This window comes from Massilia mucilaginosa (assembly GCF_011682145.1).
In the GTDB taxonomy this organism is placed as follows: Bacteria; Pseudomonadota; Gammaproteobacteria; order Burkholderiales; family Burkholderiaceae_D; genus Telluria_A; species Telluria_A mucilaginosa.
This window is the reverse complement of the sequence record NZ_WHJH01000010.1, coordinates 38936-54986: the sequence shown is the minus strand read 5'-3', so window position 1 is coordinate 54986 and position 16051 is coordinate 38936. Positions and strand designations below refer to the sequence as shown.

At 57.6% G+C, this 16051-nt stretch carries 11 protein-coding genes; 4 read left to right on the top strand and 7 right to left on the bottom strand.

All coding sequences use genetic code 11. The annotated features are described in order from the left end of the window. Positions 1–69: 69 nt before the first annotated feature. A complete protein-coding gene (locus F2P45_RS11345) occupies positions 70–2919 on the bottom strand; it encodes a TonB-dependent receptor domain-containing protein (protein ID WP_370663234.1) in 2850 nt (949 codons plus the stop codon). Between the two features lie 589 nt (positions 2920–3508). Between F2P45_RS11345 and F2P45_RS11340 the strand changes: the two genes are divergently transcribed. The 4 genes from F2P45_RS11340 to F2P45_RS11325 all read left to right on the top strand — a co-directional run bounded on the left by F2P45_RS11340 (position 3509) and on the right by F2P45_RS11325 (position 10115). After that, positions 3509–4447: a collagenase gene (locus F2P45_RS11340; protein ID WP_223164714.1), complete on the top strand. Its 939-nt coding sequence runs from the start codon at positions 3509–3511 to the stop codon at positions 4445–4447. A 40-nt stretch (positions 4448–4487) separates the two neighbouring features. Further along, entirely contained in the window at positions 4488–5702 is a 1215-nt protein-coding gene (locus F2P45_RS11335; RefSeq protein WP_166874383.1) for a M24 family metallopeptidase, read from the top strand. Between the two features lie 322 nt (positions 5703–6024). After that, on the top strand, positions 6025–7737 hold the full coding sequence (locus F2P45_RS11330) for a phospholipase D-like domain-containing protein (protein ID WP_166874380.1): 1713 nt from the start codon (positions 6025–6027) through the stop codon (positions 7735–7737). A gap of 89 nt (positions 7738–7826) precedes the next feature. After that, complete coding sequence (locus F2P45_RS11325) at positions 7827–10115, top strand: hypothetical protein (RefSeq protein ID WP_166874377.1); 2289 nt, start codon at positions 7827–7829, stop codon at positions 10113–10115. A gap of 125 nt (positions 10116–10240) precedes the next feature. On the opposite strand, the gene F2P45_RS11320 is transcribed toward F2P45_RS11325, so the two are convergent. From F2P45_RS11320 to F2P45_RS11295, 6 genes are read right to left on the bottom strand one after another with little or no spacing between them, the layout of a single operon-like run. Further along, a complete protein-coding gene (locus tag F2P45_RS11320) occupies positions 10241–10594 on the bottom strand; it encodes a hypothetical protein (protein ID WP_166874374.1) in 354 nt (117 codons plus the stop codon). Between the two features lie 3 nt (positions 10595–10597). Continuing rightward, complete coding sequence (locus F2P45_RS11315) at positions 10598–11251, bottom strand: DUF3540 domain-containing protein (RefSeq protein WP_166874371.1); 654 nt, start codon at positions 11249–11251, stop codon at positions 10598–10600. Between the two features lie 44 nt (positions 11252–11295). Further along, a complete protein-coding gene (locus F2P45_RS11310; RefSeq protein ID WP_166874368.1) occupies positions 11296–12339 on the bottom strand; it encodes a pentapeptide repeat-containing protein in 1044 nt (347 codons plus the stop codon). A 6-nt stretch (positions 12340–12345) separates the two neighbouring features. Next, positions 12346–14796, bottom strand: a complete 2451-nt coding sequence (locus F2P45_RS11305; protein WP_166874365.1) for a type VI secretion system Vgr family protein — start codon at positions 14794–14796, stop codon at positions 12346–12348. A 49-nt stretch (positions 14797–14845) separates the two neighbouring features. Then, positions 14846–15637 (bottom strand): dienelactone hydrolase family protein, encoded by a 792-nt coding sequence (locus tag F2P45_RS11300; RefSeq protein ID WP_223164713.1) that lies wholly within the window; start codon positions 15635–15637, stop codon positions 14846–14848. Between the two features lie 25 nt (positions 15638–15662). Then, complete coding sequence (locus tag F2P45_RS11295; RefSeq protein WP_166874362.1) at positions 15663–16016, bottom strand: PAAR-like domain-containing protein; 354 nt, start codon at positions 16014–16016, stop codon at positions 15663–15665. Positions 16017–16051 lie beyond the last annotated feature (35 nt).

Here is a 16051-nt window from a genome sequence, read left to right as displayed (position 1 = left end):
GGGCTGGCGCCACCGGCTGCCGAGTCGAGCGGGATGGATGCCGCGCTAAAGCCGCATCCCGCTTCGCAATCAGAAGCTCACGCCGCCATTGACATAGAACTGCCGTCCGAGAGCACTGGCATAGCGCGCGTCATAGCCAGCCTGATTGCCGCCGCCAGCGGTGCGAATGCTGAGCGGTGGATCCGCATCGAGCAGGTTGCGAATGCCCGCCGAGATTGTCAAATTGCTGTACTGCTTCAATTGCACGCGCGTTTGCCAGTCGACGGTTGTAAACGATTTCACCTTGCGCGCCAGGCCGACGAAGCCGACCGGCAAACTTCCATCGGCATTGACCAGTTTCAGCGCATTGTCGTCCGGCGTCAGCACCTGGTCGTGATAACCGGAGCGGAAGTTGATGGCGAGCGTGTTGGTATAGCGCTCGGAACTGGCAAAACTGGCCGATAAGCGCGACACTGTTCTCGACGTCGCGTTGTTGTAGGCGTCAAACCGGCCGACGCTGCTTTCCGTAGGGGATCCCGGAACCTCGACTTCGGACTTCAACATGTAGGTGCCGTTCCATTTGAGGTCCAATTTGCCCAGGCTGGTCCTGATGGTATACGAGTTATCCCAGTCGATGCCGCCGTACCTGGCGGCTGCGAGGTTAAAGGTCGGCAGCAAGGTGACGAGCTTATTGGCGCCAATTCCTTGATCGAAGACAATCGAAAAGTTGTTGTTGAACTTGGCCGGGTCCGCGAACGGGAATTGCTCCGGTAGCGTGGTCAACTGGTCTTTCATTTTGATCGACCACAGATCGAGCCCGAGAGACAGGTTTTTCACCGGATCGAAACGGGCGCCGATCGAATATTGTTGAGACCTTTCGGGGCGCAGACCACTTGAACCCGACAGATTGTTGCCGCCGCTGAGCAAGTACTGCTGGGTGGTTCCGGTGCAGTAGGCGGCGCGTGGATCAGGCGCCCTGACCGGGCAGGCGTAGGACCCGGAAGTGTTGCCTGCCTGGACAGTCGGGGAAGCGATCGCGTCCATGCTCGCCACCTTGAAACCGGTTCCATACGATCCCCTGAGCAGGAGGTTTTCAACAGGGGTGTAGCGGAACGCGAGCTTGTAGGTCGCCTTCTTGTTCGCATTGCCTTGCTCGGCGGAAGGAAGAAGCTTGCCGTCGGATGGATCGAATACCATCTTGTTTTTCACTGCGGAGTAGGCATCGTAGCGCGCGGCCGCGGTCACCTCCAGCGTCTTCGATACGGGCGTCATCCATTCAGCCGATGCACCCCAGTTGTTGCGGCTGGCACGCACCGGCAGGTGATCGGCGGAGTCGCCCAGGGGCGTATCGGTATAGTTGGGCTGCTGCGCGTTGCTTCCTTGGGAAATTGCGCTGGGCATGAAATCGTAGCGCTGTCGCGCATAGTCCGCACTGAGCGCCAGCTGCGAGGCCCCACCGGGCGCGTCGAAAAGCGCATGGCCGACGGAGGCGCTGATCCTGTCCAATTTGACGTCGGTGGTGTTTTCGGTCGTATTCAGGACGGCGGGGGCCAGCACCGCCGATGCGCTCCCGGACGGGCCGAAGGGATTGAATTTGCCCGAGGCGACAATATCGTTGTAAGTATTCTTGCTCAAAAAGCCGGCCACGAAGGTCGATTCCTGGCTGTTCTCGGAATGGGTAAACGATGCCGAGTAGTCGAACCCGTTCTTGACGCCCGATGCGCCAAGGGCGAGGTGTTTTGCTTTGGTCATGTAGTCGCGCGCCCTGCCTCCCGCATCCGTAAAACGGATGTTCATGGAGGCTGATTTCACGTCGCCAGGCGCGACCCCGATGTTCGCCAGGTAGGGCAGAACTTCCCTGGCGTACAAATCGCCATTCAAGGGCAAACTCAAGCGTTGCGCGGCCGGTGCGTAGCGCGCCGTCTGGGTAAACTTCGACAGGACCAGTTCGCCGAAAACAGACAGCTCCTCGTTGATCTTCATGTTGAACGAAGAAAATACACTGTCGCGTACCGATTTGGGAACCAATTGAACGGTGCCCGCATAGTCGTACCAGCAGGACTTGTCGTCGCTGCTGCCGACGAAAGCGGTATCCGGCGCGCATTTTCCATCTTTGTAATAGTTCGGCGAGAAGATCTTTACCGAATTGTCCTTCAGGCTCAATGTGGCGGAGGCCGGTGCAGTATTCGCGGCGAGAAGGTAGGTCGAGTAGGTCTTCCCGTTCTCGGTGAACTGTCTTAAGCCCGATTTGGAGAAATCGCGATCTTTCGCGTTGAGTTCACTTTGATTGTCGCGGGCGTACGTGAGCAGCACATTGTAGCCAACTTTGTCGAGGTCGCCAAAACCCTTGGAGGCGGAGAAGCTGGAACTTTGCCCGCCTTTCTTCCCGGGGCGGCCGGCTCCGGCGTCCAATCGAAAATCTTGCTGGTTTTTCTTCAGAATGAAATTGATAACGCCCGCGATGGCGTCGGACCCGTACAGGGTGGACGCACCGTCCGTCAGAATTTCCACCCTTTCCACCGCCGTCATCGGAATGCTCGCCAGATTGACAGCGCTGCCCGATCCATAGGAAGCGAGCCGGCGGCCATTGAGCAGCACCAGTGTGTAAGCGGCGCCGACATTGTGAAGTGATGCGGTTTGAACGCCGCCGCCGCCGCCATTGACCGACTCGGATGCGGTGACGAAGCCCTGCATGGAAGGGAGCGACTGGACCAGTTCCTCCACGCTCTTCGCGCCCGATTTTTGAATGTCCGCAGAGCTCAGAAATTGAACCGGCAATGCCCCTTCTTTGGCAATGCGTTTAATTGCGGACCCGGTAATTTCGACCCGCTGGATTCCGCCATCCTGGGCATGAGCGGCTGGGCCGAACGCCAGTCCGCCGCCGATTGCCGTAGTCATGCAGATGAAGCGAATACTGGCACTGATTAATTTTTCTTGCACGAAAGTCTCCTGAAACATTTTTATGATGTACACGACGACATTTTCGAATAGTTTGCTGGCAACAGTGTAAAATACACAAGTGTAAATATTGCAATTGCTATCATTTGGGACTGATCAATGTATATGCGTTTGCAAAGGTGCGATGCAGCAGTATCTATCTGGAAATGGTGTTTTGATTCCAACCCGAATATGCTCGCTATAAAAACACGTTCGGGTGAGATAGGCTAACCAGGCTGACAATTCCCGTCTATGCGACTTTCGACCGCTTTTGTCGAGTAACTTACACAGGGACTTGGCACACAATTGGCGTCAGGCGGCGCGAGATCGGCGCACGCCCCGGCACTATGCGCGGTCGTAGCGCGGCGCTGGTTTGGTGCTCAGGCGTTCGCTACTTGCGGATCTGGACATTATCAATTCGGCTTGCCGCCTCGTATTCAGATCCGCGCAGCTCGTTTGATGCCGGGACGATACTGAGGTTTCAGGAATCGATGGATCAAACCCGGGGAAATCGGCATAAGCCAGCAGCAATAAGCTCGCGACAGATGCGGCTGCCGTAGAATGGCTTCAGACTCATTCACAACGCACCGTCATGTATTCCAGACCTCTCACAGCCTTTTATGCCGCGACGCTCATGTTTGCAGCCAATGCCTCGTCGTTCGCTTTCGGCACTCCCCCTCACGCCACGGCAAGCGTCGATGCGGTACTCAGCCGTACTTGGCGATGCGGCCCGAGTGTGACGCTGCGCTCCCAGGCACTGACGCGCGAATTCGAGACCAGGGCTTGCACATCGCTCAGCGGCGTTGAGCAACGCTTCCACCGCATGTTTGCAACGATCGGCAAATCTGTTTCAAACGACTTCAACGAGAGTCTGCGTGCGAATATTTATCGTTCGAAGGCGGAGTATGAAAAATACGCGGGCTTGCATTTCGATATTCCGACCGATAATGGCGGCATGTACCTGGAAGGCTTTCCTGAGCGGCCAGGCAATCAAGCGGAGTTCATTGCCAATCAGAAAGCGGATGGCAGTATCCACAATTTGGAACACGAGTTTGTTCATTTCCTCGACGCACGCTTCAACTTGCATGGCGACTTTTGCCGCAATCTGCATGATTCGCATAGTCCGCCTGAAAATTGCCCGAAACCGGCACCGGCCACGCCGTATCTGGTGTGGTGGACTGAAGGAATTGCGGAGTATCTGGCGCGGGGGGCGGCGCATCCCGAAGCCATGCGGATCGCGAAAACCAATGCCTTCAAGCTCAGTGCGCTTTTCGACACGGGTTACGAAAACAATACCGGCAAGGATCGCGTGTACGCGTGGAGTTATCTTGCGGTTCGCTTCATGATGGAAAACAAGCGCCAGGAAATTGAAAGGATGCTTGCCTTTACCCGCGTCGGAGATTACCCCAGATATCAAGCCGTCACACGAGAGTGGGGCGACAGCTACGATAAGGAGTTCGAGGACTGGTTAATAACAGTGTCGAGCGAACTCAAGTCTGGCGCCAATGGAAACAAGGTTACTGCCAAATGAACGTTTGTAGTGAAACGAAAAACGGGGGGAGTCGGTGAAAATGAATATTGGAAAGAAGTCTTGGCAACAGGCGCTTGACGAATTGTCGCTGATGACCGAGCACGCGATCCCGATCGGGATGGAGGAACACCTTGCGCGGATGAAGAGCGCACAGCGTTTTATGGTGTCGCAAGATATTGACGCGCTATATTTGAATGCTGGAAGCAACTTGACCTATTTCACTGGCATGCAATGGCATCCTAGCGAGAGAATGGTCGGAGCAATCCTGCCCGCTGCCGGTGAATTGGTGTATATCGCACCCGCGTTCGAGCGGGGGACGATCGAGAAATTCAGGGTAGTCCCTGGTGACATTGTCTGCTGGGATGAGCATGACAACCCGGCGCTCACGTTTCGTCAAGTTCTGGAGAAGCTGGGCATCTCGAACAGCTCCGCTCCAGCGCGCCGGTTGTATATCGACGAGAGTACGCCACTGTTTCTGTTTTCTTCAATACAGGCGGCGACCGAGGGGTATGCACTGCGGCCGGCGTCGCCGCTGACCTCATTTTGCAGGGCGCGCAAGTCGGCGGCGGAAATCGCCTTGATTCAATGCGCAATGAACATGACGTTGCAAGTGCAGCGCGCTGCGGCTTCAATCTTGCACGAAGGCATTACCACGAAAGAAGTTGAAGAGTTCATCCACCTTGCTCACAAGCGTGTGGGATCGAGTGGTTCGTATTTCTGCATTGTACTATTCGGCGAAGCCACCGCGTATCCGCACGGCGTGAACTACGTGCAAACCTTGAAACAGGGCGATATGGTTCTCATCGATACCGGATGCAAGCTGTATCACTATCTTTCCGACATTACCAGAACGTATGTCTTTGGCGAGGCGTCGGAGAGGCAGAGATTCGTCTGGGACGCGGAGAAAGCCGCGCAGCAGGCCGCGTTTGACGCGGCGCAACTCGGCGTTCCTTGCGAAGAAGTGGACAAGGCCGCGAGGCGCTCTCTGGAAGCACATGGTTTTGGACCGGGATATGCACTGCCTGGTCTTCCGCACCGGACCGGTCACGGCATCGGCCTGGATATCCACGAAGGCCCCTATTTGGTCGGCGGCGAAACGCGCGCACTCGAACAAGGCATGTGTTTCTCCAACGAGCCGATGATTTGCGTTCCCGGAGAGTTCGGCGTTCGTCTGGAAGATCATTTCTACATGAGCGCATCCGGGCCTCGGTGGTTCACCAGGCCCGCCGCGAGTTTGGACCAGCCGTTCGCTTGATTCGATCGGCGTGAACGTCGCCACCGGATATCGGGGATCTCGACAAACCCACTGCGCGACGCAATTTTCGAGGTCCGCTATGGTCCGAGAGCGTGTGGGGATCGAGCATACCCGCTCAGCCAGTAAAGCGGAAACTGTGCGGTATTCGTCTGAAATGTGATCAATGTGATAATTTGTGATTATCTTTACAATTTTCTCTGTTAATGTTGATCGCGTTCTTGCACAGTGCTTGACGGATATCAAGCCGATCAGAAAGACCTGTGCTTGTCATCCTGCACCTCGCCGAAAACGCTGACGAGGTGTTTCTGTAAAAAGGACTGAGATGAGCAATGGCAATTGGTCGGTGGTCGGCAAGAACGCAACAGCGCCGTTCACGCTCAAAATCCATCGTGGTGAAAGCATGGTGCTGATCGCAATGAACTGGCGTGACGGCAAGCCACCAATCGATTTTGCCGGGTTTGCGATCGAGTACCGCGCGCCCGGAAGCGTGAAATTCAAGGTTTTGAAAAATCGCTTAGGATTTCCTGGAATCACTGCTGATAAGTCACTATCCACGCTTGAGTCGCCAATCCAGAAATTCCGATGGGTTCATTTCCCGTTCCAAGCAGAGCTGGCAGGCGAATTCACCTATCGCGTCACCCCCGTCTTCATGGACCCCGATGCCGTGCTGCGGTACGGCGAGTCCCAAATGGCAAGTATCGAACTCGGGCTCGAGACTTACGAGGGTGAGCTTAACGTCGCTTTTACGCGTGGCTACGTGTCATCGCAGAAATTCTCACAGACCTACCTAAAGGACGGCCACAAAATTGGGTCATTGCTGCCGGCAACGGCTGCCGATGGCCTCACGTTTGTGGCTACCCACCCTCAAGCGGCTAAAGCACTTGGATGGATGGGCTTTGAAGCCAGGAATGCGATTCTGGGATTACTTGATGAGGCCTTGGCAGACTCCGATGCCCAAGTCAGTGTGGTTGCGTATGACCTGAGTGAACGCGACGTGGTGACGCGCCTGCAGGCTTTAGGTCCACGCTTGCGCATCATCATCGACAATAGCGCAGATCACGGCCATCCCCATTCGGCCGAGAACGCGGCAGCAAGCATGCTCGCAAACAGCGCAGGGGAGGGCAATGTCATTCGGCAGAAGATGGGTGGACTTCAGCACAACAAGACAATTGTTGTTAACGGCCCAAAATGCAAAGCCGTTGTATGCGGTTCGACCAATTTCAGTTGGCGTGGTTTCTTCATTCAAGCTAACAACGCCGTGATCATGCGCGGAGACGAGCCGGTCCGAGTTTTTGAAAATGCTTTCATGGCCTACTGGTCGCCGGATGATGACGTGAATCGGGTTAGAACATCTCAATCGGCCGGGTGGTCTGATTTGGGGTTGCCATCCGTTCAGGCGGCCGTGACCTTTTCGCCGCACGGCAGTGACAATAAAGTACTCGATACTGTGGCCCGCTACGTAGGGGCGCACACGAAGTCGAATGTGCTCTTCGCGCTCGCATTTCTTTATCAAACTGACGGAGCGATGCGCGATGCTATTTCATCGCTTACCGATAACGAGAATGTCTTCGTTTACGGAATGTCCGACAAAAAGACTGGAATCAACCTGCAAATGGCGAACGGCCACATGGCCATTGTTCAGCCTGCAGTGCTCGCCGACGATGTGCCTGAACCATTTGCGCGGGAGATAGCGGGAGGTGGTGGAATCCGGCTGCATCACAAATTCATCGTTACTGATTTCAACACGCCTGATGCGCGTGTTTACATGGGCTCGTTCAATTTTTCGGAAGCGGCTGACGTGAAAAACGGCGAACAGCTGGTCGTCATCAGGGACCAGCGTGTGGCGACGGCGTACATGGTCGAGGCACTCCGCATATTCGATCATTACGAGTACCGTGTTCGTCGGGCAGCCGCGAAGGTCAAAAACAAGCACCTTGAATTGAGACTGCCTCCGCGCAAAGAATCGGAAAAGCCATGGTGGCTTGAAGACTGGACCGACCCGATCAAGATCCGCGACCGCGAGCTGTTTTCGTAGCGCTGCAAGCGATCGGACTCCGGACACCCTGGCCCTTGACGTGCTCTCGTTTCACAATTGTCGTCCCGCTAAAAATTTGAGGAGCTGCCATGAACCGTGGCGTGATAGCCGTCGCAGCAATGTTCTTGTTGATCGGTTGTTCGAGTTATGGACTCAAATTCAAGGAGACGCCGGCGGGAAGCCAGTCCGTCGACAATCTTGATGAAGCCGGGTCGGTGCACGTGGCGGTTGTCTCCATCACCCCATGGAACGACATAAAGGCAAAACTTCGGCCAGAGATTCCTGTTGACCCAAAGACGCTTAAGGACCAGGCGATACCGTCGACTCAGGCGATGTTGGACAAATATCTCAGCATTTTGCGCTTGCAAGCATCACTTGCTCCGACTGTATCCAGGACGACGTCGAAGTCCACAACGACGACCGAGACTGGAAAGGACGACAATACCAAAACGGAGGCGAGCACGGAGGAGGCTCCGGGTACGCCGCGCGCACCCGTTGCGGGGACAGCCCTGGCCGCAGGTGCGAAGCCCGCGACCGAAGTTTCGGGAATTACCTCGATAAATTCCTCATTGGCGCTTCGGGCAATGGCTTCGTACAAGCAGGATGTCGAGGCATTGAATGCAGAAGTCGACTACGCGGCAAGTCGAACCGGATATGAGGCCTATCTCATGCGGGTCCAGATAAGTGTCATGCCTCGACGCCGGCACCTTGGCTATGATGTTTACTCCAATTTGAGCTTTTTCTCCTATTCTGGAAAATCAGATGCCGCAACAGGCGCTTCCGTTGTCAGGGATCCGACCGCCGGCACGCCGTTTGTTGTGCCCCTTCTGTCGACTGACTCCATTGAAACTGCCGAACGCGCTCAGAGCATAGAAGCGCTGCGTGATATCGGAGTTGCCCTAGACCTGGTTAAGGGCTTTGGCGGGATCGGCTTTTCTGCCAACTCTCAAAAAGACCGCCAGCAAGCCCTGCAGGGGCTGGACGTAAATTCCATCCTGACGTTAGGCCGGCTTTCGGACAATTCGCTTCGCGTCAGATTTGGCGCTGCCAATGACCCTGGGGGAGGCTACGCTACACATCCCCGGACAAATACCATCTCTGTTCTTGTCTTCTTTCCCAAGAAGTCAGAAGTGGCCCGCATGGTTTCCCGGAACTCATGGCTGCACGTCGTTGATGGAACCGAACTTCGCTCAGATGGTGAGACATATAGCCAGAGACTCGCTCCAGTTCTCAAACAATGGGCCCATCTGGGTTTCACGGAAGATTTCCTGAGAAAAGTTGATGAATATCCCCTCGAAGGGAATTACCAGGCGTTTGAAAAAGACTTCAAGGAGCACCTGCCATCGCTATGCAAACGTACCGGCGGCGCGGAGGACGAGGCGCGCAAGCAATCTTGTACCACCGCGGGGCATCGCTTAATGCAGACAGGCATGGAGGCCGAGCGTGAGCGGACGGCGGCTTACGTATGGTCGCACCTTTTGTCCTTACTACCCGGCGGGCGTTTTAGCACCACGGTTGTCGACCTTCCAAAATCGGTAGCCTTGTGCCCTGTAGCAGGCCAGCTTGGCGTGTATGCGGAAATAGAATCAGGCATCGCCATCGCGTTGCGAGGCGGCTCGGAACTTGGCGTAGGGAATTTGAAAGCGGCAGTTCACTGGGGTCTGGTTGAAGCGCCCACACCCGCCGCAGTAGTTCCCAAGACTGGCACCCGTAAGAGCCTCGGAAAAGCTGCCGTAAGCCCTGCTGCCGCAACATCGACTTTAAGCAGGCAGGCCTATGGACTGCTTGCGTCGGAGATTTCAGTAAGGGATGATCGCCGGACTGTTGGCTTGACCTTTGATACTGCGCGAATGGTTCCATCCGAGGCCGACAGCAAGGTTAAGCTCGTCCCGTTGCTTGTCGAGATTAGCGGTTGCCAGGTTGCCAAACCCGCAGCCCCTCCAACTGACTGGACTTATGCCCGCTTGTGGACCGACTCGCAGTTTTATCCCCTAACGGCCAGGATTCCGAAGAAGGAAAAAGAAGACACAAAGGACAAGGCCGCCAGCGTTTCTCTCAATGTCACCACCGATACCTTGTTGTTAGACGCAAAGAACTACGGGAATAAGACTGTGGTGGTCGACCTGGGCGAGAAGCCGGAATCGCAATACGCTCTGACATTCTCCGGCGGCGACGTGGTGGCAGTGGGGCCGGCGGATATGATTACTCCCCGTAATGACGGCAGCTACCTGGTCTTGACGAGTGGCCCGGTCACTTTACGGTTCCGCATGGCGACCAATCAGTCAGTAGACATTGAACTTCATCCCATCAATGAAAAAGGGAAACTGGGTGCATCGGTCAAGAAGCTCGCACTGCATGCGCGTGGTGGCAAGAGCTGATTCTGGCAGGACTGACCGTGCGAATGCGGCGCCACGACTACCATCATGCAATGGCTCGCGCCTTGCAGTAAGGCCGTTAAGCGGCCGGAAGCCGCCGCAAGTCGCTCAGGCGGTCGATGCCAGATTCATGAACGAGAAAAATCAATCAGCGCCCGCCCGCTGGAACGGTCTACCCGCAAGGCGACCGTACAGCCGGTTTGTATTGCCGGTAGATTGATCGCTGCGATGGCCTGGGCGATGTCGCGCTGCGTTGCAGGCGCCTGCACATCCACCAGGCGCACCACGCACAGCGGCTGGTCATTGATCAGGGTGCCGCTCTGGCGCGCACTGACGACCCTTGCATAGCATACATCGCCGTGCGCGAGCAGCCTGGCGTCGGCTGCCCTTGCACGAAACAAGCCGCGGATCTGCCAGGAGACGTGCCCGCCAACCAGCAAAATGATTGCCGCTGCGATCGCCATCGCGCTAAAGTCGCTCATGCCTCAGCCCAGATGAATCTGTTTTGAGTCCATTTTCAGCAGCTTGTCGCTGGTCACCATGACATGGTCGCCGTGTAGCCGCACATAGTCCCTGGCCTGATAATCGAGCTGGCCCACGCGCAGATGGTCGGTTTGCTCGACCTGGCGATGGCAGACACGTGCGACCTGGCGCACTTTGTCCAGCAGCATTTCCAGCGCCTGCCCGGTGTGGCGCAGCACCCCCAGCGCGCCTTGCCACTGCCGGCCCTGGTAGCTCAGTTCCTGCGCAACGACGACGGCGCTCTCGGCGCGGATGCCCAGCTGCCCCGATGTCAGGGACAGCGCGGCGCTCTCCAGGCTGATGGTGTCGTCGCTGACGACCTGCACCGCGCCGCCGTAGCCGATCGCCATGGCACCCTCGACGCCGACCCTGGCGGTGCGCGCGCTGTCGCGTTCAAGCACGGCGATCAGGTAGCTTTGCTGGCGGCTCGGACCGGAGACCAGCACCTTGTCGCCCGTTTCCGGATGCAGCAGGCAACTGGCGGCGCGCTTGCAGGTCAGGGTGCCGCCATGAAGGTCCAACAGAAAATTGCCATGACCAAGATCGGCGACGACCGTGGCAATGGCGTGAATGGCCGCGTCATGTGCGCTGGCGTGTTCGAGTACGGTATGCATCATAAGAATCCTTGAATGAATGGGGGAGGGCGACCGCCGGGGCAGGCTCAACGCGACCAGAGTTCGGCATGCAGAAGTGGCTCATCGTGTTCGATGACGCCGCGCCGGCTGGTCCAGGTCGCGCCATCCTGCGCGCTGCGATGCAGCCGGGTGCGGTCGAAGCCGGCGTGGCTGAAGCTGGCATCGCGTAGATCGGCATACGAAAAATCGGCGAAGCGCAGGTCGGTGTCGCGGAAGTCCGCGCCTTCGCAGCACGCTGCCTGGAAAGTGGCGTAGGCGAGCCTGGCGCCGCGCAAGTTGGCTGTCCGCAGGCTGGCACGCGGCCACAGCGTTTGTTCAAAAAACCCGCCCGACAGATCGGCGCCGTCCAGGTTGGCTTCGGCGAACAAGGCAAAGCGTGCCTGGACGCCTCGCAGTAGCGCACCCTGCAGTTGCGCACCCTTGAACATGCAGTGCGCGATATTCGCCCCGCTGAAATCGGTCTGCGCCAGATTGCTTTCGACGAACTGGCACATCGGCATGGACAGTCCGGCAAACACATTCCCGGTCAGCTTCGCTTTGGCGAAAACAACGTTCTTCAAGCTGGCCGCACGCCACACGCTACCTGCGAAATCGACCTCCATGAACAGGGATTTTTCCAACAGCGCTTCGGAAAAATCGCAGTCATGCGCCGAACATTCAGTCACACACAACATTTCTGCCCTGAGAGCGATGAGCTTGGCGCCATCGAGCTTGCAGCGAAGTAGCGTGGCGTTGCCGAAGCGCGACGATTCCAATAGGGCACCACGCAGATCGCATTCGAGCATGGTGGCACCACTGGCCTCTGCGCGATCGAGCCGAGCCTGGCTCAGGCTGCATTGGTTCCACGTCGTTTTGGCCAAGCTTGCATCGCGAAGATCGGCCTCTCCAAAATTGCAGTTCATGAATTCGCACTCGCTCAGATCGGCGCCATCGAGCTGAGCGCCTCGAAAGTCGACCTGATCGAATTGCCCCCCGGCTAGTGCGAGGCCTGTCAGCACTGCCCCGCGCAGGTCGAGTTTCTCCAACGCTTCGCCGTTCCTGATTTTCGATTGAAGATGTTGTGCTTGCATGGCAGTTCAAAATATCAGGTTCATGAATCTGGTATTCATCAGTACCCCGCCATTCAGGGTGGACACTGTAGAAGTCTGGTTATAGGCAATACTTCCTTCAATTTTCACACCGTTGATGTCGCGCTTCCACCCGCACAAGTCGGTTTTTATACCGAAAAAGCTGAGTGCTTTTCCGTGAAAGGCTATTTGGACGAGTCGCATGTTGGTGTTGAGCGGCACGACGGAAAACGCTGTTGTGGCATAGGAGAATTTGACAATCCCGACAATGTCGACGGCGTAGGTGGCGGTAATGCCGAGTTTATTGTTGTACGTGCCTCCACCAGTGCTACTTTTAGCGGGGGCAGTAGCCCCGCCGCCGCCGCCGCCCGCTTTGATGAACACATCACCCGCAAAAATATTATGGACGCCGCTCGTATGGTAATCGGCATTGTTGGCGGTTACCTTATGCCCGCCATGCACAACGTGAACGTGACTGCCATCGACGATATGGTCCTGGTTGCCGCTGACCGCGCGCAGATAATCACCGATGACATTCTGTGCCTGGTTGCCGTTCAGCATATGGACCTGGTTGCCATTCAAATCGTAATTGCGATGTCCATACACCGTGTAATTATGGTCGCCGTGCAGCACATAATTGTGATTGCCATAGATGGTTTCGTTGTAGTCGCCCGTGACGATATGCTCGTGGTGCCCGGTGACTTTGTGCGCATGGCCGCTCTGGTGCTGCTCGGTGCTGGCGCCAACGACCGTGCGGGTGCTGGTGCCGCCAACCGTATGGGCATGATTGACGTCGATGGACGTCACCTTATTGGCGCCGACACTTTCGGTCAGGTTGGCCGCCACCGATTGGGTCGCGTTGGCGCCAATCGACTCGGTATGGTTGGCGACAATGGTCTCGTCTTGATTATTGCCGACCGTGTTGGTCTTGTTGTGCTCCACTTCGATCAGCATGTCCTTCTCGGCATGCAGGGCCAGCCTTTCCGCGCCGATCGCGTCCTCGAACTCGAGCGAATTGGCATTGGCGGGCGAACCGCCTTTGGTCGAGCGCGACACGATACCGCTTTTGCTGGCCGCGCCCGGCAGCCCGAACGGTGGCATCTGGTCGGCGTTGTAGGTGCTGCCGATGACAATCGGCCGGTCGGCCTCGCCACCGATGAAGTCGACGATGACTTCCTGGCCCACCCGCGGGATGTACAAGTTGCCGAAATTCGAGCCAGCCCAGCTCGTTGCCACGCGCAGCCAGCACGAACTGTTTTCGTCCATGGTGCCGTAGCGGTCCCAGCGAAACTGCACTTTGATGCGGCCGTATTCGTCGGTCCAGATTTCTTCGCCTGCCGGGCCGACCACGGTCGCCGTTTGCGGCCCGTTGGTGCGCGGCTTGGGGGTGACCCGGCGCGGGCGAAACGGCAGGCTGGTCGGCTGCGTGACGAAATCGCATTCGTAGCAGGCCGGGGTCGGATCGCTGGCGTAACAGGGTTCCTGCAAGCGATACGTGACGCTCACCAGCAGATACTCGCGGTTGGCTTCGTCGCGCGGGCAGTTGCTCAGATTGAAGCGGTAGCCGGGCGCCAGGGCGCGCACTGTGGCGTGGCCATGGTCGCGTTCACGCTCGGACTGCAATCCTTCGAGGCGAATGCGGCTGTAATGGTCGGCATCGCCCATCTCGGCGTAGCCACCCATCCAGTCGTAGACTTCCATGTCGCCATGCTGGTGCGAACCGGCGTTGGCGCGCTGGTTCTGCAGCCTGGCGCGCGGCTTGGTGAAATTGAAGTCGTCCGTGACGTAGCTGCCCGGCGCGATTTCCTGGGCCACGTGGTAGCGGTCGATGAACTCTTCCTGGGGCGTGGCCACGCGCTCGGCCTTGAAGAAGGGAATCGAGGCATAGTCGGGCAGTACCTCGTGCGCGCCGATGTCATCGGCCAGCACCAGGGTATGGCTGCCCAGCGCATGCTTGAAGTAGTAATAGATGCCTTCGTGTTCCATCAGGCGGCTGACGAAGTCGAAGTCGGTCTCCTGGTACTGCACGCAATAGGTCCAGGTTCGGTAATTGCCGGTCAGATTGAGCTCCAGCGCAAAGCCATATTCCCCGAGTACTTCCTGCAAGATCTCGGCGACGCTTTTGTTCTGGAAGATCTTGCAATCCTTGGTTTGCGTTAGCAGCCACAACCACGGGCGCACGATGGCGCGGTAACGCCAGCTGCGCGCGGTTGCCCCTTCGCGTCCCACCAGCATGCCGCGCCCGACGATGCCGTCCAGGTAGCGCACTGCGCCGTCGCGCGTCTGGATTTCCAGCGTCAATGGCTGGCCCAGCAGCGCTTTCAGGTCCAGCGCGTTGCTATCGGCAATCATGTCCACTTCAAATTCGAACAACTGCGACAACGCTTCTGTACCGCGCAGGGCGCTGAAGAGCAGTACCTCGTCGCCGAGGGGCGTGTGGGCTTTTACAATGCGGTCCATATCAATTTCCTTCCAGGCTTAAACACAATGTGTGGATGCGGACAGCCGCTCATGCTGCGATGTCGCGTAATAGTTCAGCCACCTTCGGCCACCAGAAGTCGACCCCATCCGGGTCCAGTACATAGCGGTGGGCGCACTCCTTGAAGTGGCCGAGGTTGACAAATTCGGCATTGGCGCCGTGTTCGCAGTAGGCCTCATGCAGCGAGCTGGCATAGTCCAGCGGCCAGAAGCTGTCGTTTTCGGCGTACAGCCACAGCGAGCGCACCCTGGCGCGCCGGCCGTAATAGCGGAACGCCTCGCGTAGCGGCTGCTGCCAGCCCTGGTCCATTTCCCCGCGCAGGCCGCCGGCAAAGTTCACCAGGGCGCGCACGCCGGCGTGCGGCTTCATGCCGTAGGCCAAGGTTCCCAGCGCGCCATACGAATGCCCGCTGACGATGATCCGGCTGGCGTCGATATACGGCTTGCTGGACATGGCCAGCACCACGGTCTCGATGTCGCGCGCACAGCACAGTCCGCCGGAAAGCGGATTTTCCCAATGGCTCAAATGGCGGCCGCCCGAGTCGGCAAACCCTCTGCGGTTGGGAGCGGCGACCGCATAGCCCTGACGCAGCAAGACCTTGGCCAGCGCGTCCGGCCGGCTGCGCGCTTGAAGCACGGTATTGCCGAAATTCCTGCCGTGGTTGAATACCCAGAGCGGAAAAGGGCCCGCTCCGTCCGGCAGATACAAGGTGGTCACCATCATGACCGGGGCGGCCTCGCGCGAGTCGATATGCAGAATGCGGCGCGAGCGCCGGGGTGGAGGGCAATAGGCCGGACTGGCGACAACGCTGCGGTACTTCAAGGAAAACCCTTTCGGAAAGCCATGGCTAAAATGCCAGCACCTTGAACTGCCCCGGCACCAGATAGATACCCGGTGCGTTGGTGGAATTCTGGATCGACATGCTGGTCATGCGCGTGGCCGGCGTCCCCTTGATCAGCAAGTTGTATTTGCCGGTCACTTCGCGCGACGGTCCCATGACCGTACCGCTGGCCACGCCAACCCCGGGCAAGGTCATGGTCATCGGCGCAAAGGTCGCCAGGTTGTGGGCCGGGGTGCCGCCGACGAGGATGTTGAAGGCATTCGGGATGTGCATCGGTGCCGGCGCGGCGTTGGGCGAGGTAATCGGAATCTTGGCATCGACCGGCGCCAGGGAGAGGCCAAGCTGGGTTTTCAAGAACATGGGGTGTCCTGCTGAAAGTGTAAGAAAAACATCGG